Genomic DNA, 23,992 nt, shown 5'->3' on the forward strand with positions numbered 1-23,992 from the left:
GGAGCCTGGTCGAGGTCACAGCTTGGTCGCTCGGAGCGCGCGGAGGATGCCCGGGAGGTCGTCGTGGTCCTGGTAGGGCACTACCTGCACGTTGAGGTCGCGCTGCCAGCGATCGCGGTCGTTCGGGTTTACGCCGTTCATCAGCGCGTAGTGCGTGCGTGCCGCTGCGCCGAAGGCGCCGTCGTTAAGCTCGAAGACGAGATCGAGGTCGAGCGGATCATTGATGCCGTAGCCGACGAGCAGGAAGGTGAAGCTCTGGAGCAGGTAGCTCAAGGTGCGCTGGTAGGGAACGTGCGCCGCCGCGCTCCTGTATTCGCTCCGCGTAAGGACAACGGTGTCATCGCGCTCCGCGGTTCCGTGGACTTTGAAGAGTACCTTGCGACATTCATTGATGTCCGAGAGCGCGCCATCGGACTCCTTCCATGTATAAGGCGCGCGAACAGGCGAATTTTCGACAGCTTCGAGGAGCTGATCGTAGTTGGTGGTCACGAGGAGGCCGAGGTCCAGCTCGGCGAGCGCGCGGTGGACGTCGCCGGGCGCCATGCCCTTCGGTCGGAAGACATCGCTGAGCGCTGCCCGGTACTTGCGAACCTCACCGAGCGTCGTCTTTAACAAATCGAGGCCGCTCGGCATCATTTGTAGCGACACATGACCTCCCCCGAAGAGGCTGCGCATGGCGTCGATCTGCTTAGCTGAGAGCGAGCCGTGCTTCTCGACTTGTTCAAGCAACCGCTCGGGCAGGTCGTTCCAGCGCGGGAAGTTACCCTTGACATCCCGGGCCATGGAGAGGCCCGAGCCGAAGAGCACGGCGAGCTTGTTCTGCTGGTACGCTTCAACGATGGAATGCGGGAACGTGAAGCTGGGCACTGCGGCGAGGAGCCGATGGTCGGGCATGGCTGTGGACGCGGCGGGGCGGAGGTCGATGATCGCCCGCGCGGCACGTGGGATCCAGGTTCGCTGGGCGGCGGCTTCCCTGGCGCCGTGAAGCACCCAGGTGACGTCGCGGTCGGGGAAGGTCTGCTGGATATGCTCGATCGCGGCGACCGCCTCGGTGGTGCCTCGCGATCTCAAGTCGTCGAGGAGCGAATCCCGTAGTTCAGCCACCCTTCGGCGCGGCGTGTCCCTTATCTCTCGAGGATCGCTGTCGCTTAAAAAACGTCGCTCGATCCACACGTAGATCGATATAGCGTCAGCGACCGGCAGGCATTGACACCAGGCGGCGGAATCCGGCCGCGCGACGTCACGGACGAACGTGAGAAACACCTCGTTACCGAAGGCAGGATCCGCCTCGACAAGAGGACGCACGACGGGCCATCCGACCTTGGGGTCATGGGCCATGAGCGCGTGGGCTGCCGCGTGGGCGCGCAGCCGTTCAGGACCAGCCTCGGGAACCGGATTAACGAGGATCGACACCACCGCGTCTACTGCACCCTGGATTTGATGCAGGATCAGCTCATCCAGCAGCTTGCCGAGGAATCGAGGCTTCAGTTCAGGACGTCGCGCGTACTCGAGCAAGAAGCGCCCAAGTTCCACATCCCAACAGGTTGCCATCTTGAACAGGGGAGACGGGTTGTCGCTCTTGCGATGAGCCTCATCGAGGAGAGCGCGCAGCACATGCAGCACGCGCGCGGGTTCTGAATGATATGCGCGCGACACGAGCCTTTGAATCTGCGCGTCCGCGGGGCGTGAAAAGGCAAGAGTAATCGCACTCCAGTTTGTCCAGACCGCGACCGAATGCTCGTCAAGCCACGAGGGATCGCACGTGTCGATCAGGCATATATATCTATAGCCGGCGGCAGCAGGGAAGCACAAGCGATCTTTGCAAAGCCACTTACCGTAGCGGTCGTCGGTAAGTAGCAAGTACTTGCGTCCGGCGTCGATAATGCGACTCCTGGTCGCTTCGTCGGCGCGTTGCCAGCCGGGAAATTTTATGAGATCCCATTCATCTAGATCGCAAGACGCTTTACCTTCGGGATCGACCGCAAGCCAACGATGCAATTGCCAGCCGGCATCGACATCGCCCCCTTCGAACCGCTGTAGACATGCCTGGACACGCTTGTGTGCGCGCGGCGTTTTTCTGGGCTCGTACCATCGTTCCCGAAAGCGATCACGGAGCTTGCGATGCCGACGATAATCGCGGCGCATCCACCGGGACTCAGGTGACCCGAGTTCCACGTACTTGATGAGCCATGGCATCGCCTGGCGAAGCTCGACGAACTCATCCAGCGCTACCAGGATAGGGTCTGCCACCTCGAAGGTCCAGTTCAAGCTCGAGTTTGCAACTTGGCTCAATATAGAAGCCCAACTTTCGCGTTCTGCCGGCGTCCTGCCGGAGCGGAGCTGCTCAAGCATCCAGGGCACGTCCTGCGGGAGGACGATTCCGTGATAAACGAGCGAGGACGTGTTAAACTGTCCCCAGGGTAATAAGGCAACGATCGCGCTGGCGAGCAAGTGTCGCCTATCATCGTCTCGTGCTGGATCCGGAACGTCATCGCCGCGGAGACCGCGACGCTCGAAGATGTCGTCATAAACCGCCAGACGCTGAATCACGGCCCGGGCGAGCAGGGCTCGCACCTCGGCGTCTTCGAGCCGCTCCCAGGCCATGCGTAAGATCTCGTCTAACAAGTCGGTGAGCGCCAGCGGCGCGTGACGGCGTGAGGGCAAGCTCAGAGTCCAGCGGAGCGCCTCCGGCAGCGCCGCTGGGGGCAACGTTTTCGTCAGCTTCTGCAGGAAATGCCTGTAAGTTCCGCGGGGATTCTTCTTCTGTGACGGCGTCAGACTCGCAAATAGCTCGGCGGCAGTAAGTTCGTCAGGCCAGAGGGCCAGCAACGCATGCCCCTTCAGCTCGTATTCCGGATCCGGGCCGCAGCCGCCATGAATCAGCGGTTTCAGCTGTCGTTTGGTCTCCCGAGATCCGATGCGCACGACCGTGCGCGCAGCATGCGAGCGGACCTCTCTGTCGTCGCTCCCATCGAGCGCCACGTACACCAGCACGTCTTGGAGCGCCACCACTTTGCAGGCATCCACGATGTCCAAAGCCGCCCATCGGACCATGGAGTAGCGGTCACGCCCGACGACGTAGGGACGCAACTGGTCGGCGAGCCCGGCGTGTTCGAAGCGCACCAGAAGCTCACTCCTGTGGAGAATCGTCGTGAACGATATCTCTCGCCGGTCGATTTTCTCCAGGAGAGCTCCGACCAACGCCTCGCGCTCCACGTTCCCCACGAGCGCGAAGTCGCTCCCGAGCAGCGGTTCGGGATCCGCGACGAGCAAGCGCTGGAAGCACTCCTTGTCCATGCTCGCCAGCCACGCCGCCGTCTCGCGCAGCGCCGGAACCACGCGGCCCGTGTGCCGATCCGAGACCTCTTCCACGAGATGCGCTGCCGAGAGCCCTCGTTTGCACAGGAACATGGCAGCCAGGAACTCGGCATACGTCTGGTGGGCCCAACCGATCTGGTCGCTGCCGCGCGGCGCAAACAAGCCGCTCACGTTGAGCACCTCTTTGAGCGTGTCGGCGTCGACGGTCACCTGGCCGGACGCGCTCGGCTCGGTGGCCCCGGCGAGGTCTTCGAGCGTTACGGCCTCCGGCGGCACCGTCCCTAGATCCGGGCCCGTGAACACGACGCTGCGACGTCCCAGGATGCAGACCGCCGCGATCCGGGAGGCGACCGCCAGGCGCTCCGGGCCGCGCAGCTTCCCGGTACGGCGTGCCCCCTTACGCGACTTGCTCGGCTCCTCGCAGAGGATACGGCACCCTTTCTCGTACAGCTCTACCCGCGTGCGCGGTAGCTCCCCGCGCCGCCGGTACTCCTCCAGCAGGAACCCCAGCGTCACCGGCTTGATCGCCAGCGGCTCGGCCTCCGCCCGCGAGACCTCGGCGAGGAACCCGGCCGCGTCCTTCCCCGCGGCCAGCGCGACGTCGCTCCACCGCAGCGGCGCCAGGGCCAGGAACATCGCCTGCGGTTCTTCTCGCCTCGGCTTCCAGAGCAGCGGGAGATGCTCGTCGAGCACCTCGGGCCACTCCGCCGTTCGGCACGCGATCCGCAGCCGCAGCAAGTCGACCGGCCCACGACGGATCTGGTCGATGAGCTGCGCCGCGACCTCGTAGGCCCCCCACGGGTGCTCGTCGAGGCTGTCAATGACGAGCGTGAGCGGCACCCGACCTGCGAGCCATTGCTTGAACTCGTCCGTCGCGAAGAGCTGCTTCTCCAGGTCGGGGCGCCAGCGGCAGTCGACATCGAGCAACCTCGTGGAGCTACCTGCACGGAGGCCAGCCACGTATGCGCGCACCACATACGATTTCCCGATCCCCGGCTCCCCGAGCAACGCGACGCACGGCCTGTCCTCGACTTGCTCCAACGTCCACGCCTGCGGGTTGCTGTCCCTCCCGAACAGCTCGGGATCGGCCAGGTACCCGCGCCCATCGAACGCGGGCGCCGTCTCGCGCGGGATCCAGAACCGGGTCCACGGAACGTCGATCTCGCCGAGCATCCCCGCCATCACCCACCTTGGCCTGCGCCTACTTGTCCTCGACGATATAGGCGACGGGCTCGTCGTCGAGGAGCATCAAGGCGCAACAATTACGCCCAGACGATACACTGGACGTGTGGTTCGCGGAAGTGCGTCCCGTGGGTGGCGTACCTCCCGCTGCTCGGGGTCGCCGGTGCGGCGCGCGGCGGGCTCGGGCTGTTCGTCGCGACCCAAGCGCCGGACCGGGAGCGGGTCACCACCAGCCGGCCGCGGGAGAGCTCGGCATCGACAACTTCCTGCTGCGAGCGGTCCCGACGGGGAGCTCCGGTCATGACGGACGGCGCGCCGAGCGGCTCCCATCAGAACGACGCCCGCTCAACGCGCGCGTCGAGATCGCGCAGGTGCTCGAACGCAGCGTGTGTCGCGCGCAGCCTCGCCTCCGGCGCCGCGGCGAGCGCCGCGCGACCCGCCGCGACGAGCAGCTCCGGACGGTCCGCCGCGATCCGCGTCTCCGCCGGCTCGCCGGCCACGCCGTGCCTGGCCCAGATGACGATCGCCTCCCCCTGCCAGAAGCTGCGCACGGGATCGGAGGCGCGCGCACACCGGGCGAGCCCGAGCGTCACGCCCAGCGTCTCCCCCAGGTCCGCGTCGATGCGCACCTCCCTGAGTCGCAACCCGAGGAAGGAGCGGCGCACCGCGAGCCCCTCGAGCAACGTGAGCGCCCCCGCCGCGACCGGATGCACGGCGTCGACCTCCCACACATGCCCGACCACCAGACCGCCCTCGTCCACGTACAGGCGCGTATCGACCATGTCTCCGACGGGGACCAGCTGCCTGCCCTTCCAGCTCACCCGCGGCCACGCGTCGTGTACGACCAGCCCCCCGCGCCGCGATGGAGTGCTCTTCCCTGAAATCCCGTTCTCTTCGTACCGCAGCAACATGTCGAGCGTGCCGAAGCGGTGACCGAAGCCACCCGGCTCACACGCCAGCCCCCCGAGAAGCCCTTCGAACTCGAGCGCACCGGGGAGCGCAGGCACTGCATAGCGCGCGAGGGCCTCGGCAAGGGCGCCGGCAGAGCAGGTCCGACGCGGATCGCGCACGTAGCGCCCTGCATCGAGGTAATCGCGCGCTTCCGGCGAGGCGCGGGCCGCCAGCGCCTCCGATGCACGCATGTGCCGCGCGAGGGTAACGCCCGTCGCCGAGAAGCTCCCGCGCTCGACCACCACCCCGCGCTCATCCCGCACCTCCTGCACGAGCGCACCGCCCCGGAGCGTGACCGTGCCGTCGCACACGTCCGTGGGCGCTGCATACTGCCGGCTCGACGCCGGCAGCGGCGCCTCGGCCATGGCCTCTGCAGATGGTTCGGACGCCTCCCCTGCGGAAAGCTCCAAACTCGTGGCGTGGCCAGAAGGCGAGATCCGGACAGGGAGATCCAGATCGCTCAGCGCGTCGAGCAGCTCCGCCACGGCTTCGAAGGCTCTGACGAGCACCGTCGTCGCCGGCGCAGAAGGCCAGTCCGCTCTGCCGTCGAGCACGCAGAAACGACCGTCCGCCCAGGTGCCGGCCAGCTCGTCCGACGCCGCGTTGGACCGCGGGATGGAGAGCGCCATGCCGAGCGCAGCGCCGTGGCGCCCCGGAATCTCGATCCACCAGGGTGTGGCGCGCTCGCCCTCGCGGGCGACGAGGCGCTCCAGGTAAACGAAGGGAGAGACCGCAACGCAGCGCCAGAGCGCGCCACGCCGCTCGAAGAGCCGTCCATGGGCGTCCAGGTAGAGCCTCGCCCGAGTGTTCGCCAACGCACCCACGAGGACATAAGGTCCCCCGGCGCGCCGCTCCACGAGCCACTCCGGCTGCGATTCGAAGAGCCCCACGCTGCCAAAGCGCAGATCGCCGACCTCGAGGAGCCCGCCCTGGCCGGGCGTGAGACGCTCTTGCGTGACGATCTGGGCGATCGTCTCCTCCCAGCGTATGTGCTCATGAAACGCGGGAGCGCCGCGCTTCAGCATCCAGGACGTGAGCCGGCGCCGCGTCCAGCCCGCATCGCCGCGGGCGCGGGCGCGAAGGAACGCGCGAGCAGAGTCGGAGAGATCCATCACGTGCCCGGTAGACGCTGCCAACCGTTCTGGTCATCGTGCTGCCACACCCCGAGGTTCTGTTCGGGGAATGGCTGCGCCGCAGGATAGTTCTGCCCTCCTTGAGGCAGCCGCCCTTCACCGGGCCTCACCGGGCGCGTGGGCGGCGCATCCTGCCGGATGCCCGCATTCGCCGCAGCATTATCGACGTACTGCTGGGAAGGGCGACTCGTCCGGACGCTCGGCCGCGGATCGGCGACGCCAGTTTCACGGCCGCGAGCGATAACGTTGGCGGGCGGACCCTGCTGGTGACCGGCGAGCGCCCACAGCCGCCCGATCATCTGCGTGCAGTTGGGGCACGCGGCAGCGGGCCCGTCCTCGTCGCTGCTGGCGATGCCGTCGTTGTCGTGGACCTCCGAGAGAGCGTCGGACAGGTTCTGGCGCCACGCCTGATCGTCGGGCGAGGTAGGGTAGCACATCCGCCCTGTCCTTCGCTGGAATTCGTACAGCCGCTGGCTCAGAGCTGCCGGCTCAGCGCATGACCCAATGGCAGGTGGACTGTCGCCTAGCGCGGGATCGCGCGCCTGGCTCGGCGGGAGCGCCGCGGCGACAGCTGGATGCAGGGGCGCTCCCCCGCCGCTGGACGCGTTCGTGGGTTGATTCGGCCGCCGCGTCCCCGCGCTGTTCGTCCGGGTGCTCTGCACCGTGGCACGCATCGCGCCGTCGACGTCGATCCACCAGAGCGGAAATGAGTCGACGTACGCATAGGGTCTCAAGGAACCCTCGATTCCCCGCGGCTCCGGGCTCAGGTACTGTCCGGTGTCCGGATCGTAGTACCGGTAACCGTTCCAGAAGAGACCCGTCTCTTCATCTTGGTACTGCCCTGGATGCCGGAGGGCCGTCTGCGCGACGGCTGTCTTGCCCCAGATGGTTCGCTCTATCTCCTGAAGCAGCTCGCCATGCTCGTCGAGGAGCAGCTCTGGAAAACCGTTGTTTGGTGCGCAGACGTAAAACACCCACGGCCCTTCCCGCCGCCCGGATGCAACCGTCACGACGTCGCGGTGAGCGAGCGGCCAAAGCCCCCCAGGCTCGTGCGCGTAGAAGCGCTCGCGCACGACGCGCTCCGCCCCCACCTCTCGCTCCAGGCGCTCGTAGGCGAGCGCGACTCCGTCCCAACCATAATGGGTCTGCGACACCGTCGCCCCGTCGCGTACCATTCGCTTCAGCACCCGCCGGGCGAACGCGTCATAACCGAACTGGATCGTCGATCGGTCCGGAAGCGTGACCGACGCGAGTAACCCCCGGCCATCATACGAGTACAACGTCTTCCCAGCGTCGGCGAGCCGCTCCACCACCCGGCCGCTGCCGTCGTAGCGAAGCTCCACGTTGTCGCACCGAAGCAGCCGCCCCCCGGCTCCATAAACCCGGTGGCGTCTGTCGTACACGGCGCCCCCTGCGTCATAGTGATATGACTCCATTGGACGTCCGCTAACAGCCGTCTCCACAACGCGCCCGAGCGCGTCGTAGCGGTATTCGTACGATGATCCCCGCACGCCGTCCCGCATCGCGAGTAGATGACCGCCCGCCGAATAAGCGTAACCTCGATCGATGGTGCGCCCGTCGTCGATCGCTCCCACCCAGTCGGGTTGCCCCTCGCGAACGACCGGCCGCCGGCGCGGTGACTGCACCGAGACCCGGCGCACACGGCCTAACGCATCGGTGTCGTGGTGGATGACCCCACCACCCGGCAGCTCGCGCACCTCCTCCCGGACGGCGTTGTACCGCATCCGCACAGTGGAGTCGTCATCCAGTCGGATCGCGAGCGGACGCCCCATCAGATCATACTCCACGCGCTCGTGATGTCCCACGGACGTCGAGCGCTCGACGCGGTCTCCCACCGAGCTGATGGTGCTCTCCACCTCGAATCGATGCCCCGCGAGGTCGAGCACCTCCTTCGTGATGCACCCGCGCGCATCGTACGTGTACGAGCAAACGACATCGCCGCGCGTGGCGCTAGAAAGCCGTCCCAGTGCGTCGTACTCGAAAGACTCACTCGTTCCGTCACTGTACGACCGCATGCAGACCCGGCCTTCCTCATCGTAGCTGATCTCGGTCGCTTCGCCGGCCACCGATACCTCGGTGATGCGGCCGAGCAGGTCGTGGCGGTACTCGACGCGCCTGCCGTCGAATGTCATTTCGCCTTTGACCCAGCCGGCGCCGTTTCTCTCGATTCGGTGCTCGTGCCCCCGCTCGTCCATAAGGGCGACGAGCCGCTGCTCGCGATCGTAGCGGTAGTGGACCGTGGATCCATCCGCGCGCCGTACAGCGTGCACCACCCGGTAGCCGGCCCAGAGCAGCTCCGTGGTGCGACCATCGCCGTCCACGATGCGGGTGAGATTTCTGTCTTCGTCGTAAGAAAACCGTTGAGAGACGCCCTGCGGGTGCTCGACGGCGATAAGCAGGCCCCGCTGATCGTACAGGTATTTCGTCTCTGCGCCTAGCTCGTCCACGTACCCGAGGAGACGCCCGTAGAAATCGTAGCGCATGGTGCGCGCCGCCCCGCTCGGCTCGACGATCCGGATGCGGTTCCCCATCTGATCGTACTGCATCCGCGTCACAGCTCCGTCGGCCAGCACGGCCTCGGCGATCCGACCATTCTTGGTGTACTCGTAGCGCACAACGGGCCCAAGCCTATCGTCGACGCCGACAACGTGGCCTCTGGCGTCCCGCTCGTAACGAACCCAGTCTCCGAGCGGATCCTGCACCTGCCGCAGCGCTCCTCGGTCATCGTACTCGAGCGCTGTCAACCCGCCGCGGGGATTCACGGCCTCGATCAGCTTACCCTCCTCGTCGCGACGCCAGCGGTGCAGCGCGTGGAGCGGATCTTCGTAGGAAGTGATCGCGCCCGTCGCATCAAATTGCCTTGTATGGACGCCCGCGCCGATGACAGCCTTCGTGCAGTCGCCGCCTACACCCTCGTACCGCTGCACCGCCGTCGACGTGATCACCTCGACGTAGCCGTCGTCCAATCGCTCAATTTTGGCGTGGAGGATCCCCTTGGCCCGGGTCCGACGGTCGGCCAGGAGCTCCGGAACGGAAGGATCCAGCGAGGGGTCGTGGCCGTCAGGGCTCACCGCCCAGGTTTCCGTGCACCGGCCCGCCGAATCATATCGGTAATAGATCCGGAGGCCTCCTGCCAACGTGTGGGTGGTGAGCAGGCCATCGTGGTAGTCGTACTGGACGGCGAATTCCTCGCCATCTGTCGCCCGCACCAGGAGGTCGCCCTCGTAGTCATACCTGCGAAACGCGATCCACTGGTTGATGGTCGCGTCGAGCACCTCGAAGGCGCTCACATGGCCGTCACGGTGCCGGCTCACACGCACCCGCCGGCCGGCGCTGTCGATGACGCCGGCGAGCAACCCGCCCCGGTGCTGCAGTGTGATGGCGTTTCCGTCGGGATCGGTGATCCGACGAGGCCGCCACAGGCGAGGCGACCCCTCGACGGGCGCGAACAACCATGCCACGCCGGGCGTCGACGAGCGAAAAGCCCCACGGGCGCCGAGACAACCGCCCACACTCCAGCGCGATGCCGTTGGCGGGCACGTCGAGGACCTTGATGGGCGGCCCCCACGGCGTGTGGATCAGGACGGAGCGCCGGCGCTCCTCGATCTCCCAGCCCAGCGAGTGGCTCCAGCCGCGGCCCAGGCCGATGTCGCGGTCGCACGCCTGGCTCGAGTAGCTGCGCTGAATCACGAGCGGCAGCGGACCGCCCAGCGCCAGATCGACCACGGGAAGGGTGTAGACGCGGCCCGTGAGAACATCGACGGGATCGCCCGCGCTGACCCCGCGGTTGCCGTGTCGGGGGTTCGGGCAAGCGCCCCCACCGCCGGGACCGGAGCCGTTTGCGCCTTTGCCGCCGCCTTGTGCCCCGTTGCCCCCGTTTTCCCCGCTGGCACCTTGACCGTTGGCGCCGCCGCGGCCGCCGCGGCCATTCCCGCCGCCTCCGCCGCCTCCGCCGCCCATGATGAAAACCCCGGGGTTCATGCCGGGGATCGCGGGGATGTTCGGAACAGGGGCCGTGCGCGCCATGAGGTCGTCCTTCGCTTCTTAAGGCAGAGCCCATGCTACCTGCACGCAGAGCCGCACGAAAGCTCCGCCCGTGAAGCTGACCGCGGATCGGGGCGCCTTTCTGACGCCCCGGACGAGGTCCGGATCCCGAGCCGCGTCGTGCACATGCCGCTCAGCTGGGACGACCCGGCGACGCGCGAGGCGATCGCGCGCTACGAGCGCACGGTGCGCGACGACGCGCCCTGGTGCCCGAGCAACCTGGAGTTCATCCGCCGGGTCAACGGGCTGCCGGACATCGACGCGGTCCAGGAGCTCTTCCTCGCGGCGAGCTACCTCGTGCTCGGCCTCGGCGACGTGTACCTCGGCGCGCCGGTCGCGACGCCGCTCGACCCGCGCCACCGGATGGTCACCACCAAGTACAACCCGGCGCGCACCTGGACGCCCGAGAACGCCGTCGGCATCGGCGGCGCGTACGCCTACGTGGTCGTCAGCGCACTCGGTCCGACGGTGGGCAAGGCATTTCTGGTTGACGTGGCGCTGGCAGTGTGCATCTGCAACGCTGACGATCCAGACCGGCGCCTCGCGCCTGGCCTTCTCGATAGCGCGGGACGGCGGGCGGGCGGCGGGCGGCGGGCCCCCGTGGCTCCCGTACTTCCCCGTGCTCGGGGTCGCCGGCGCTGCGGTCGCCGGGCTCGGGCCGTTCGTCGCGATGCAGAGGCCGAGCGAGGGGCGGGGCGCGCGCGGCGCCCTCGCGGCGCGGGAGGCGAGCTCGGCGCAGATTGACGTCCTGACGTGACCGCCAGTGCCGCTGGCGCGGGCGCGGGGCTCGCGACGGGGGCCTCCCGCAACGCGGCGCGCGCCGATCTACGGCGACCGGGCGCTGCAAACGCCTCGTCTACGGGGCGCCTTCGCCCGGGGTCACCGTAGAGACCGCCTGAGATCGCCCTCGAGACCGTGCTAGGGTGGGCGCCTCGTGCTCACCGAGTCTGGCCACGCGCGCGCATCCCACGTTCCGCTCCAGGGGCTCGCGCGCCAGCGCTCGGCCGGCCCCGATGGAGATATCGCATGACCAAGCTCCGCATCCTCCTGGTCGACGATCACCCGATCGTGCGCGACGGGCTGAAGGCGTTGATCGACGCGCAACCTGACATGACCGTCGTCGGCGAGGCGGCGGACGGCCTCTCCGCGGTCGAGGCCGTGACGCAGCTCAGGCCGGACATCGTGCTGATGGACATCTCCATGCCGAAGCTCGGCGGCGCGGAGGCGACCGCGCGCATCAAGCAGGCGCGCCCGGACGTCCAGGTCGTGGCCCTGACGGGCTACGAGGACAAGGCGAGTGTCCAGCCCGTCCTGCAGGCCGGGGCCTCCGGGTACGTGGTCAAGCTGTCGAGGGCCACGGACCTGGTCCGGGCCATCCACGCCGTGGCCGAGGGGGGCGTGTACCTCGACCCGGCGATGGCGGCGCACGTCCTGTCGAGCGTCACCGGCCGGACGGCCGGGGACCCGGGCTCGGGCGCCGATCTGAGCGAGCGGGAGGCCGAGGTGATCCGGATGGTCGCCGAGGGGCACGCCATCAAGGAGATCGCGGCCCGCCTCGACCTGAGCGCGCGCACGGTCGAGACCTACAAGGTACGGGCGATGGAGAAGCTCGGGCTGAAGAGCCGCGCGGACACGGTCAGGTACGCGCTGCAGCAGGGCTGGCTCAGGAGCGGATAGCGCGCGTCGAGCTCCGGCGCCTGCCGCCCGCGTGCCTGCGCATGATTGCGCACGACGGCGACGAGCGCGGTCGACGTCGACGGGGCGCTGCGCGTGATACGGTCCGGCGAGGAGACCCCACCTCGACACCTCCCGGAGGACAGCCGACCGTGCCCAAGATCGACCCGGTGAACCTCGCGAGCCCTGAGTTCAAGGCCAACGCCTACTCCATCTATGCCCGCCTTCGAGCGGAGGAGCCCGTGCACCGCACGACGCTGCCGGACGGCAGGGCCCTCTGGCTCGTCACGCGGTACGAGGACTGCGTGGCCGCGCTGAAGGACGAGCGCCTGGTGAAGGACTGGACGTCCCTCGGCCTGGAGCTCTTCGGCGCGGACAACGAGCGCATGCACCTCGAGCGGCACATGCTCAACATGGACCCGCCGACCCACACGAGGCTCCGGGCGATCGTGAACAAGGCGTTCACGCCGCGGCTGGTCGAGGGGCTGAGGGGCCGTATCCAGGCCATCGCGGACGGCCTCCTCGACGAGGTGCAGGGCCGAGGGGAGATGGACCTCGTCGCCGACTACGCCTTCCCGCTGCCCATCATCGTCATCGCCGAGATGCTGGGCGTCCCCGTCGAGGACAGGCACCGGATCCGGGCGTGGTCGGACGCCGTCGTCGGCGGCGTACCCACGCGGGAGCGGATGGAGCGCGTCGGCACGCTGTTCAAGGAGTTCAAGGACTACCTCCTCGCCATGGTCGAAGCGCGGCGCCAGGCCCCGAGGGAGGACCTCTTGAGCGCGCTGGTCCATGTCGAGGAGGAGGGGGCCGGCAAGCTCGACGAGAGGGAGCTGCTCTCGATGGTGTTCCTGCTGCTCGTCGCGGGCCACGAGACGACGGTCAACCTCATCGCCAACGGCACCCTCGCGCTGCTCACGCACCCGGCCGAGCGCGAGAAGCTCCGGGCGGACCCGTCGCTCATGAAGACCGCGATCGAGGAGCTGCTGCGCTACGACAGCCCTGTCGAGACGGCGACGTTCCGGTTCGCGCGGGAGGCCGTGGAGCTCGGCGGCGCGGTGATCCCGGAGGGCGATCTGGTGGTCGTCGTGCTCGGGTCCGCGAACCGCGATCCAGAGCTCACGCCGTCGCCGGAGGCGCTCGACCTCGCGCGCGAGCCGAACCGGCACATCGCGTTCGGTCTGGGGATCCATTACTGCCTGGGCGCGCCGCTCGCCCGCCTCGAAGGGCAGATCGCCATCGGCACGATCCTCCGGCGGATGCCGGATCTGGCGCTCAAGGTGCCGCTGGAGTCGATCCAGATCCGCCCGAGCCTCCTCGTGCGCGGGCCCGTCGCGCTGCCGGTCTCGTTCTGACCCGACCCAGCTTGGGCCGGGTCGCGTCACGCCGGCTCAGGCGTCGCACGAGATGAACACGGCGTGCGGGTTCTCGAGGAGATCGCGCCAGAACGCCTCTCCGTGCTTCGCCTCCCCCTCCGGAGAGCACGCGGGCATCGTCCAGCGGATGCGCTTGAATCCCGCCTCCTCGAGCGCCTGCTCGTACGTGGCGCGGCCCCAGTAATAGCAATGGATCGAGAACGGCGGGTCGACGTGCAGATCGACGGAGACGGGGGCGCCCTCCTTCTGCCCCTCGGGCATGTGCATGGTGAAGCCATACTTCGTCGCGCTCGAGCGCTGCGGGTCGAAATCCGGGTTGAGCACGAACGTGAGGAGCCGGCCGCCCGGCTTCAGGTTCGCGTGTAACCCCTGGCACATGCGCCGGACGTCGTCGCGGGTCGATGCGTAGTGGAGGAGGTACATCGCCGTGACCACGTCGAACGCCCCCAGCGCGCCGAGGCGGGATGCGTCGCAGACCCGGTACTCGATCCCGAGCGGCGCCTGCTCCTCGATGCGCCGCGCGGCGCGGATCATCTCCGCCGAGACATCGACCCCCACGACCCTGGCGCCTCGCTGCGTGAGCAGGCGGCAGTACATGCCATCGCCGCAGGCGACGTCGAGGACCGATTTACCCTCGACGGACCCGAGGAGCTCCCAGTACGTGTAGCGCTCGACGTGAGACCGGTAGGGCAGGTCGTTCGCAAGCGAGTAGATGTCGGCCAACGCATCGTATTGAGCAGGCACCGGAGCCACCTCCACCTGCAGTATAGGCGTTCGGCCCTGGCGAGGAGGAGACACGGACCATGCGATTCATGATCATGTTCAAGGCCGACGCGGACACCGAGGCGGCCGCGCCCGCGTGCATGGTATTGCCCGAGATGGGGCGCCTGATCGAGCAGCTCAAGGACGACGGCGTGCTGCTCGCGACCGAGGGGCTCAAGCCGAGCGCGGCCGGCGCGCGCCTCCGGCATTCGGGCGGAAAGGTCACCGTGATCGACGGGCCCTTCGCCGAGGCCAAGGAGCTCGTCGCGGGGTTCGCGCTGGTGGAGGTGGCGTCCAGGCAGGCGGCGGTCGAGCTGGGCGAGCGCTTCCTGCGCGTCGCGGGCGACGGCACGGCCGCGGAGGTCCGCGAGGTGTTCGACGAGCCCTAGGCGCTTCGCTGCCGCTCGAGCCGCTCCCGCATCACGTTCGGGATCCTCCCGGCCACGTCGATCGCCCGCGCGAGCGCCGCGCGCGCCTCTTCGTGGCGGCCGCGCCGGGAGAGGGCGCGCGCCCGCGCCTCGATGAGCTCGATCTGCTCCTGCCCCACGGAGAAGCGCGCCGATCGCTCCTCGAGCTCGTCCCACGCCTCGTCGCTCGCGTCCCGCGTCGCCAGGTCGATCATCGACCACTGCACCTCTTCCGAGGGAACCATCTCCACGCCCCCGCGCCCCTCCGCGATGGCCTTCGCCTGCTGGATCTGGATGGCCTCGATGATCTCCCGCGCCCTGTGCTCGTCGCCCTTGTAGAGGAGCAGCCGCGCCAGGAGGAGCTCCACGACCGCCCGCGCCTCGTCCCCCCGCAGGTGACGCTCCAGCGCGACGGCCCGCTCCGCGTGCGGCATCGCCGTGTCCAGGTTGCCCATCAGGTAAAGGTACTCGCCCAGGTTGTACTCCCCCACGAGCTCCATCGTCCCGAGACCGAGCTCACGCGAGATGGAGAGCAGGCGACAAAGATCCAGGACCATCCCCTCGTTGTCGCCCAGGCATGCGCGCAGGAGTGCCCGGTTGCTGATCGCCGGGCCGAGGTGCAGGAGATCGCCACGGGCCTGGCACATCTGTACCGCCCGATCCAGCGCCGCCCCTGCCTCGTTCAGCTTGCCCAACCCCTGGTAGATGAAGCCGAGGACGATCAGCGACACGACCAGCGTCTCGTAGCCCTCGTCGCCCAGGGCTTCGGCCTGCGCCGCGGCCGCCTCGAACTCCTGCGCGGCTTCCTCCTCGTGGCTCTCCCGGTGCAGCGCGAGAGCCGCCCCCATGGTGAGGCGCGCCGCGAGCGCGGGGGGGAGCTCGCCGATGACGAGCGCCTTCGCTGCCGCACTCCGCTCCTTCAACTGCCCGTAGTCGCCCATCCAATCGAGCACCGTGGCCTCGTCGAGCAGGATCTCGATCTGCTCGGTCACGTTGCCCTCCAGGACCGCCATCGCGCGCGCGCGCCCGAGATCGCCGAGCGCGTCGTGGTAGCGCCCCAGCCGGTAGCGCATCAGCCCCCGGCCCCGGTACGCTGCCCTGCGCCGCGCGCCGCGGTCCTCGACCGGCTGCGCGAGCGCCCGGCTGTAGTGCAGCTCCGCCTCGACGTAGGCGTGTCGCGCCCGCGCCCGCTCGGCGAGCTCCACGTAGGCCTCCTCCGCGACCTCCGCGAGGCCCGCCTCGGCCGCATGGGACGCGATCTTGAACCGCCGCTGCTCCGGGCTCTCGTGGGCCGCGTCGCGGTGGTACTCGTACGCCGCCAGGTGAATCCGCCGCCGCTCGGCGTCGTCGGCGCCGCGCGCGATCGCCTCCCGCACGAGGGCGTGGCGGAAGCCGAGTCGGCCCTTCCGATCGGTGGCCAGCACGCCGGCCGTCAGCAGGCGCTCGGTCCCGACGCGCGCGTCGAGCGGGAAGGCCTCGCCCTCGCCGCGCCGATCCAGGAGGCGCAGCACGCCCGCGATCTCGTCGAGCACCACGTCGGCGCCGAGCCGCGAGAGGAGCCGCGCGTGCGCCCCGAGCGCCGCCCCGAGCGCCGCGATCTCGCCCTCCGCGAGCGGGTCGATGAGCGGCAGCACGGGCAACCGATCGAGCTCATCGGTCGCCAGATACCACGCGTCGCCCCGCGGGTGCCGCCGCAGGATCCCCTCTCGCTTGAGCCCGTGCACGAGCTCGACGAGCAGCAGGGGCACTCCCTGCGAGCGCTCCAGCAGCCGCTCGATCGCCGATTCTGGCACGTCGCGCGCGGGCAGGAGCAGCCGCCGGCACAGCGCCCGCGCGCTCTCCGGATCGAGCGGCTCGAGCCGCAAGCGCTCACGCCGCGCGGCCCGCTCGCCCCAGGACGGGTGCGCCTCCGCGAAGGCCGGGCGCCCCATCGCGCAGATCCACAGCGGCGCGGACGCGTCCGCGAGCGCCGCGTACTCCAGCGCCGCGAGCGTCGCATCCTGGGCGAAGTGCGCGTCGTCGAGGATGACGACGAGCGGCGCGGCGGCCGCGCGCCGGCGAAGGCACTCGCCCGCCGCCCGCACGCGCGCCGAGCGCAGCGCGCCGGGCGCGGCCTGGAGCGCCTTGAGCTCGGGGTAGAGCTCGCCGCCGGTCCGCTCATCCACCCAGCCGAGCGCCATCGCCAGCCCCGAGCCGAGCTCGTCGCCGAGCGCCGGACCGAGCCGCTCCGCGAGCGCCGCCCGGACGCCGCTCTGCGGGGGGGCCTCGCCCACGTCGAGCGCCTCGCGCACGAGCTCGTGGAGCGTCGCGTCCGACACGCCGCTCGTCGGCTCCTGTCCGCGCAGATCGATGAGCTGCGCGTGCGGCAGGAGCGCCCGGAGCTGCTTGCCGAGCTCGACGAACAGGCGGCTCTTGCCATAGCCGGGCCCGCTGACCACGGACACCACCGTGGGCTGCCGGAGGCGCAGCGCCTCCTCGGCGCTGCGCAGGAGCTGATCGAGGACGTCGCGGCGGCCGATGAACGCGTCGGGGCTCGTCGTCTCCCGCGGGTCCTCGTCGCGCGCCTGCTCGTCGGGCCGGCGCCCTGGCCCGCGCTGGTCTCCCGCCGCGAGGGGCGCCTCGGGGAGCGCGGCCACGGCCGCGGGCGTGAGGAACGCGCCCAGCGGGCCGGAAGCGGGCGGCCAGCGGTCGGCGCGCGAGAAGAGCGGGCTCAGGAAGCGCCTCGCCCCGCCCGGCCGGACCTGCACCGACACGGGCGCCAGGTCGATCATCACCCGCGCGCACAGCCCTCCTCGCAGCAGCTCGTCGGCCGCGCGCTGCGCGTGCCGCGCGGGGCTCGCCGCGCCCTCGTGCCCGAAGACGGCCACGTAGCGCGAGCCCGAGGCGTGCGCGAGCTCGCCGCCGAGCGCGCGGATCCGGCGCTGCACGGCCATCCGGTCCGCCGCGCCCTCGAAGAACAGGAGCCCCACCGCGCGCCGCTCGGCGCCTGCCTCGGAGCGCGGCCCCTCGCGCTCGCTCGGCGCGAGCTCGTCCCCGAGCGCGCGCTCCAGGGCGGCGCGGAGCTCGGTGGCGCTCGCGAACCGCTCGCCGCGCTCCTTGGCCAGGCAGCGGTGCACCACGTCCTCGATCGCCTGGGGCACGGCCACGCGCGACGACAGGCGCGGGGGCCTGCGGCTCTTGTGATCCTCCAGCACCGCCGCGCGAGGCCCCCAGAACGGCGGCCGCCCCGCGAACAGCTCGTACAGGATCACGCCCATCGCGTAGATGTCCGCGCGCGCGTCCAGGTCTGCCCGTCCCGCCGACTGCTCGGGCGCCATGTACTCCGCCGTCCCGATCCCCAGGTCGCCGTCCGGCGCATCGCCGAGGCGACCCACCACCCGGGCGATGCCGAAGTCGATGATCGTCGCCTGCCCCGCGCCATCGACGAAGAGGTTCTCGGGCTTCAGGTCGCAGTGCACGTAGCCCCGCGCGTGCACCGCCTCCAGGGCCGCGAGCGTCGCGAGCCCGAGCCGCGCGGCCTCCTCCACCCGCGGCGCAGGGCGCGACGAGAGGCGCGCGGCGAGCGTCGGCGCCGCGATGCGCTCGAGGACCGCATACGGAGCGCCGTCATCCAGCGTGCCCGAGGCGTGCACGGCCGGGGCGTGGGGGGCGCCCACGGCCGAGAGCGCCTCGATCTCGCGCTGGAGCTGCGCGCCTGCGCCGCGGCGGTCGGCGCGCGCGAGCTTGATGGCCACTGGCGGCCCGCCGTCCTCGGGCTCGGCCTCGAAGACGAACCCGAAGCCGCCCTGCCCCAGCACCCTGCGGGTCCAGTAGCCGGCGAACCGCGGCAGCGACACCGGGACGACCGCGGTGATGTCCGGAGGGCTCGACTCGCCGGGCAGCCGCCGCTCAGACGGAGCGCACTCGGGGCACGAGCCCTGGTTCCGCCGTCCGCAGGCCGGGCAGCGCCCGACCTTCAAGGCCGCGCGTCCCGTCTCTTCGCCTGGCAGGGCTTCCGAGCGCATTCATTACCCTACGGGGTCAAGAACGAGGTGACCACCACGTCCGTGCGTGCCCACGGCGAGGCGGCGGGGTTCTCGAGACAGCCGGCATAGAAGCCGGCGCCCGGGTCCACTCTGTTGCACACCGCGTCGCACGAGCCCACGATCGTCATGGGACCGCACTGCTGAACGGTCGTGGCTCCGGTCGCGGGGTCGACGGTGAGGTGGCCTGCCGCACAGTCGCGCTGCAGCTGGCGCGCGCGCGCCACGCCTGCTGGCGTGTAGCAGGCCCGCACGTAGGGCGTCGAAGCGAACAGGTTTCCCCAGAACGCCCCCTCTCTCACCGTATACGTCTGGCGCTCCGTCACCGACGAGGACATCGCTGACTCCGCGTTGCGCAAGGAGATCGTCACATGAGTGCCGTACCAGTTCGTCCGCGCGGCGATGCAGGCCGTGATTTGACGCTGTACATAGGTATCGTTCGTGATGGCACCGGTCGCCCACCAGTGCGCCATCCCGAGATCGCCCCGGTACACCTCCGGGTGGACGACCCCGGCGCTGTCGGTCCAGGAGAACGAGAACGTCTGGTCCGGGCGCAGCGCACAGCTCACGAGGTAGCGCATGAGATCTCTCGACAGGACGCCGTTCGGCCCCGGATTCTTGATGGCCGCGAGCGCGTTCGGGTTGTTCAAGTTGAGCGCGGCCGGGTTGAGCGCGTTCAGGTTCAGCCCGTTCAGGTTCAGCCCGTTCAGGTTCAACCCGTTCCCATTCAGCGCGTTCGGCAGGTGGCCGTTCTCGCTCATGATCGCGCTCTGGTCCTCCCCGACCAGCTCTTCCGATTCTTCGTCGATCTCGGCGCCAATGCAGGCGGCGGTCATCAGAGGAACTGCGAGAAGCGCAACGATTCGTGCACAGGAAAACACCATGATGGTCCCCCTTTCGGAGCTGGGTCCCAGCCTCAAGGCCGAATAACGGCAAAGTTTAGGATATCATCGAGAAACGTTCCTGTATACGAGTTTATAAGAACTATTGCTCGATTGAAAAACTATCGCTTGATTGGCAGGCACTGTCGGTACGACCTCGCTCGACGCCTTGCCCCTGGTATCCCACCCCCGCAGCCTGGAAATATCCGAAGTAGGTGAGCTAAGTAGCCAGCATACCTTCTACACGATGGAGCACCTCGATGGCTAGACGCTCAGCGCGCTGATCCGCACCGAAACGCGGCTCGCGCCCCGGGCCGCGCCGCCGCGGAGGGGGCCTGTGTGCGCGGCGCTCGCCGCGGCGCACACAGGCGGGATGAGCCGCTGGATCTCGCTGGATCCCGCTGGATCCCGCGGGATCCCGCGGGATATTCAGGCGAGCGCCATCGCCAACTGCTCGGCTCGGCCGCGCAGCGTGAGGCTGCTCGATGCTGCTCGAAGTCGACGCTGCGGGGCTGACGGCGAAAAGGCTCAACGGGAGGGCAGCGATGAGGCATATGCCCAGGACGATAGCAACGTGACACGGCTCGCGCATCTGGCTGTAAGCCAGCCTGCATACCGTGCGCTCGAGGGCCGCGATCAGCGCGCCGGCGACACGTCTATGCCTGCCAGGGGGCGCTCGTGATCTCGGCCATGCTCGATGCGAAGGTGTCCTTTGGGGCGAGGCCGAGCACGCGCTGGGCCTTCTCGGTCGAGAAGGTCCCACGGAAGCTCAGGAACCCAGGCACCTGCTCGGCCGCGGCGGCGGGCAGCGGGCCGGTGCTGAAGAAAGCGGTGTACTCGCGCCAGCGGAAGTGGCCGTCGAGGAGGTTGAACGCCTGCCCGACCGCCTCGTCGACGCCGAGGGAGCGAACCACGGCCTCGACCAGGCTGCTGATATGGAGATAGCCCATCGTGGGCTCCCCGCCGTCCACGAGGGGGAACTGCCCAGCCGCGATCGCCTGCGGGAACCGGGTGCCCCAGAAGGACGTGGGGTGTACGCCGAGGACGACGGCCGGGCGCAGGACGACCGTGCGGAGGCCTCGGGCCGCCACCGCGGACAGCACCCGCTCCGCGTCGGCCTTGGTCACCGCGTAGGCGTCGCCCTCGGTCGTGAGCGGCGCGGCCTCGGTCACGACGCCGCTCGCGTTCATGAGCGGGTACGCGGCGACCGTCGAGATGTGCACGAAGCGCTCGCAGCCTGCCGCCAGCGCGGCCTCGGCGAGGGTCGCGGTGGCCTCCGCGTTCACCCGCCGGGCCTCGGCCAGATCCGGCGTGTTGGTCGCCGCGCAATGCACCACGAAATGCGCGCCGCGCACGGCCTGCTCCAGAGCGCCCCTGTCCGTCAGCTCGCCCAGCACCACCTCGGCGCCCAGGGGGTCGAGCTCCGCCCGCGATTCCGGGCGCCGCACCAGGGCGCGGACCCGCATGCCCTCCTGGCACAGGCGCCTGGCGACGTGGTGTCCGACGAAGCCGTTGGCCCCCGTGACGAGGACGACCTTGTCTTTCAAACTCAGATTCATCTGTGAACCTCCCGGCGCTCACGATCAGGGTGGAGCCCGGTGGCTCGCGTACTCCAGCGACGTCACCGCGTCACGCCCGGCGGGACGAGAGGACGCAAGAGCGGTCGATGGTTGAGAGCTGCTGGCTCGCTCTGGCCCGCGGCGAGGTCACCGAGGTTCCGCCGCCTGCCCCGCGCCCGCCCTGACAGCAGCACCACAGCGAGAGAGCCTGTCTCGTCGAGCACCGCGCTCGTTCGTGGCCCTGCTCACGCGCCTGGACGCAGAGGGGCATACCAACGCACCTGAACGCTCCATACCCCATGTTTCACACACGATATCTCATTGACTCACAATTCACATATCGCCATCTCATTTCCGACGTTTCATCACCTCACGGCTCGCGCATCACCGTCTCATTGACTCTGCGTCCTCACGTGCGCGGGCGCGGGCGCGACCAGGTCGAGCGCGTCGACGGCCGCGAGATCCCCGGACAGGCGCGCAAGCGAATGGCGCAACGGGGGAACGCGCGGGCACACGAGGGACGAGCACGAGGACAGGCGACGGGTGAGCCGCTGCCGCTCCGGGGAGCGCACGCCTCGGCTGCCCCGGCGGCGCCAGCGCTCAGCGCGATTGCAGGAAGTACCTGCGCGCTGCCTCGCAGAGCTCCGGCCAGCGCTGGGCGAGCGCCGGATCGGCGGCGAGGCGGCCGGCCCAGAACGCGTCGAGGGCTGCACGCGCGGCGGGGGTCGGAACGCCGTAGCGCGCCTGCGTGCTCTCCACGTAGGCGGGGTACAGCTCGCACGCGACGACGAGCCCCGCGTACTGGTTGAGCGTGAGCGGGGGCGGCGCGCGCATGCTGACGGGCTCCCCGGAGGTCGAGGCGCTCGGAGCAGACGCCGGCGCGGCGCTCGGGCTGGCGCCGGACGCGGCGCTCGGACCGGCGGCGGGCGCGACGCTCGGAGCAGACGCCGGCGCGGCGCTCGGGCTGATGGCGGACGCGACGCTCGGGCTGATGGCGGGCGCGGCGCTCGGGCTGGCGGCGGGCGCGACGCTCGGAGCAGACGCGGGCGCGACGCTCGGAGCAGACGCGGGCGCGGCGCTCGGGCTGGCGGCGGGCGCGGCGCTCGGACCGGCCGCCACGGCGGCACGCTCGTGATGAGACGACGCCGCCGCCGGGGCGCGGTGCGCGGCCCTCGGGGGGAGGTCGCGCGACGGCGCTTCGCCGGGGCTCACGACGGGCTGAAAAGGAAGGGCCGCGTCGAAGCGCGCCACGGGCGGCCGCGGGCGCTCCTCGGACGCCACCTGCTTGAAGGGCAGCGCCGAGTCGACGAGCCTCCCCGACTCGGGGATCGTCCTGCCGGCGGGCCTGGATTCCGCGCTCCACGCCGGCGGATCCGGCGGCTCGGTCCGAGAAGCCGGCGGCTCGTCCGACGGAGGCTCCGACGCGGAGACATGCGCGGGTACCGGGACCGTCGCGGGCATCGTGATCGACAGCGGCGAGGGCGCCGGTGCAGGCGCCGGGACGGGCGCAGGAGCAGCGACAGGCGCCGGCGCGGGCGCCACAGGGGCAGGCGCGAACGCCAGCGGGGCGGGCGCCGGTACCGCCATCGGCGCGGGCACGGGCGCCGGCATCGCCATCGGCGCGGGCACGGCCACCGGCGCGGGCGCCGGCATCGCCATCGGCGCGGGCACGGCCACCGGCACGGGCGCAGGCATCGCCATCGGCGCGGGCACGGCCACCGGCGCGGGCGCCAGCACCGCCATCGGCGCGGGCGGGGGCACCGGCACGCCGACCGGCATGGGCGCGAACGGCAGGCCCGGGCGAGCGGGCCCCTCGACCAGCGCCGGCGCGCCCGTCGTCTCGGCCTCAGCGCTCGTCGCGGCGGCGGCAGCCTCCGCCTCGCGCAGCGCCGCGGCGCGCCTCGCGTCCGCCAGCCGCTCGGCGAGCGCGCGGTGCGCATCCTCGAGCACGCCCAGCGCCTCGACGCTCTCGCCCTCGGGGCCGAGGACGCGGCCGATCGCCAGGACCATCTCGCGCGCCGCGCGCAGCGCGGGCTCGTCCACGGCGCGGCCGGGCAGGTGCCGCCTGGCGAACGCCTGGAGCTCGTCGTCCTCGCAGCGCGCGAGATCGGCGAGCCGGGCCGCCACGCGGCGCCGCTCCGGATCGCGGCTGCTGCCCCGCGGCGAGCGCGTCGCCTCGGCGAGCTTCGCCAGCGCCTCGGCGAGCGGGCCCCTCTCGGGCGCGGGCGCGTCCACCATCTCGGGCATCGCGCGCGCGACCGTCACGGAGAGAGCACGATGACGGTGGTGACGCTCGGCACGATCGCCATCCCGAGCGCGTTCGTGCTGTTCTGGAGCGAGAGGCTCGTCAGGCGCGTCATCGGCGCGCACCCGACGATCACCGTGAAGGCCGCCGTGATGTTGCGCGACGGGCCCATCACCATGCCGGACGCCACGCCCATCGCGACGCCCGGGTTGTCCCCCATCGTGAGCGGCGCGACGGTCAGCATGTTGTGCGCCGGCGCGCACGTGACGAGCACGTTCGGCACGAAGAGCACGCTCATCGGGTGGAGCGAGATGTTCGGGTACGGGATCGGCACCGGAGCCGGCGTCGGGGTCAGGCACACGTCGGGAAATGCCAGGCACATCCCCCCTGCGGTCGTCTTCGCGAGCATCGCTTTAC

General features: G+C 70.0%; 13 protein-coding genes and 1 pseudogene. 4 read left to right on the forward strand and 10 right to left on the reverse strand.

Features of this window, described 5'->3' with window-relative positions:
* Nucleotides 1-15: 15 nt before the first annotated feature.
* The 4 genes from WME89_RS31885 to WME89_RS31900 form a co-directional block, all read right to left on the reverse strand.
* Nucleotides 16-4,500: an SIR2 family protein gene (locus WME89_RS31885; protein ID WP_438003441.1), complete on the reverse strand. Its 4,485-nt coding sequence runs from the start codon at nucleotides 4,498-4,500 to the stop codon at nucleotides 16-18.
* A gap of 329 nt (nucleotides 4,501-4,829) precedes the next feature.
* On the reverse strand, nucleotides 4,830-6,587 hold the full coding sequence (locus WME89_RS31890; protein WP_438003442.1) for a hypothetical protein: 1,758 nt from the start codon (nucleotides 6,585-6,587) through the stop codon (nucleotides 4,830-4,832).
* Nucleotides 6,563-9,961 (reverse strand): RHS repeat-associated core domain-containing protein, encoded by a 3,399-nt coding sequence (locus WME89_RS31895; protein ID WP_438003443.1) that lies wholly within the window; start codon nucleotides 9,959-9,961, stop codon nucleotides 6,563-6,565. The genes WME89_RS31890 and WME89_RS31895 overlap by 25 nt, the downstream gene beginning before the upstream one ends.
* Nucleotides 9,903-10,631, reverse strand: coding sequence for a DUF6531 domain-containing protein (locus tag WME89_RS31900; protein WP_438003444.1), 729 nt, complete (start codon nucleotides 10,629-10,631; stop codon nucleotides 9,903-9,905). Before WME89_RS31900 ends, WME89_RS31895 begins: the two co-directional genes overlap by 59 nt.
* A gap of 120 nt (nucleotides 10,632-10,751) precedes the next feature.
* Between WME89_RS31900 and WME89_RS31905 the strand changes: the two are divergent.
* From WME89_RS31905 to WME89_RS31915, 3 genes and pseudogenes are all read left to right on the forward strand, one after another.
* Nucleotides 10,752-11,093 (forward strand): annotated as a pseudogene (locus WME89_RS31905) (carboxyltransferase domain-containing protein); the annotation flags it as partial.
* A 582-nt stretch (nucleotides 11,094-11,675) separates the two neighbouring features.
* On the forward strand, nucleotides 11,676-12,326 hold the full coding sequence (locus WME89_RS31910) for a response regulator transcription factor (RefSeq protein ID WP_437661793.1): 651 nt from the start codon (nucleotides 11,676-11,678) through the stop codon (nucleotides 12,324-12,326).
* 149 nt (nucleotides 12,327-12,475) lie between these two features.
* Entirely contained in the window at nucleotides 12,476-13,678 is a 1,203-nt protein-coding gene (locus WME89_RS31915) for a cytochrome P450 family protein (protein WP_438003445.1), read from the forward strand.
* 36 nt (nucleotides 13,679-13,714) lie between these two features.
* Here WME89_RS31915 and WME89_RS31920 read toward each other — a convergent pair whose 3' ends face one another.
* Nucleotides 13,715-14,443 carry a class I SAM-dependent methyltransferase gene (locus tag WME89_RS31920; protein ID WP_438003446.1) on the reverse strand — a complete coding sequence of 243 codons (729 nt, stop codon included), beginning with the start codon at nucleotides 14,441-14,443 and terminating at the stop codon, nucleotides 13,715-13,717.
* Between the two features lie 59 nt (nucleotides 14,444-14,502).
* On the opposite strand from WME89_RS31920, the gene WME89_RS31925 reads away from it, so the two are divergent.
* Nucleotides 14,503-14,850: a YciI family protein gene (locus tag WME89_RS31925; protein WP_436622934.1), complete on the forward strand. Its 348-nt coding sequence runs from the start codon at nucleotides 14,503-14,505 to the stop codon at nucleotides 14,848-14,850.
* On the opposite strand, the gene WME89_RS31930 is transcribed toward WME89_RS31925, so the two are convergent.
* From WME89_RS31930 to WME89_RS31950, 5 genes are all read right to left on the reverse strand, one after another.
* Nucleotides 14,847-18,872 carry a serine/threonine-protein kinase gene (locus WME89_RS31930; protein WP_438003447.1) on the reverse strand — a complete coding sequence of 1,342 codons (4,026 nt, stop codon included), beginning with the start codon at nucleotides 18,870-18,872 and terminating at the stop codon, nucleotides 14,847-14,849. The two genes, WME89_RS31925 and WME89_RS31930, sit on opposite strands and share 4 nt — an antisense overlap.
* 8 nt (nucleotides 18,873-18,880) lie before the next feature.
* Nucleotides 18,881-19,726 carry a hypothetical protein gene (locus tag WME89_RS31935; RefSeq protein WP_438003448.1) on the reverse strand — a complete coding sequence of 282 codons (846 nt, stop codon included), beginning with the start codon at nucleotides 19,724-19,726 and terminating at the stop codon, nucleotides 18,881-18,883.
* 701 nt (nucleotides 19,727-20,427) lie between these two features.
* Nucleotides 20,428-21,330 carry an NAD-dependent epimerase/dehydratase family protein gene (locus WME89_RS31940; protein WP_438003449.1) on the reverse strand — a complete coding sequence of 301 codons (903 nt, stop codon included), beginning with the start codon at nucleotides 21,328-21,330 and terminating at the stop codon, nucleotides 20,428-20,430.
* Nucleotides 21,331-21,930: 600 nt separating this feature from the next.
* Complete coding sequence (locus WME89_RS31945; protein ID WP_438003450.1) at nucleotides 21,931-23,595, reverse strand: hypothetical protein; 1,665 nt, start codon at nucleotides 23,593-23,595, stop codon at nucleotides 21,931-21,933.
* A complete protein-coding gene (locus WME89_RS31950) occupies nucleotides 23,592-23,984 on the reverse strand; it encodes a DUF4150 domain-containing protein (protein WP_438003451.1) in 393 nt (130 codons plus the stop codon). Before WME89_RS31950 ends, WME89_RS31945 begins: the two co-directional genes overlap by 4 nt.
* Nucleotides 23,985-23,992 lie beyond the last annotated feature (8 nt).

Origin of the sequence: Sorangium sp. So ce321, assembly GCF_051530195.1 — a bacterium.
In the GTDB taxonomy this organism is placed as follows: Bacteria; Myxococcota_A; Polyangia; order Polyangiales; family Polyangiaceae; genus Sorangium.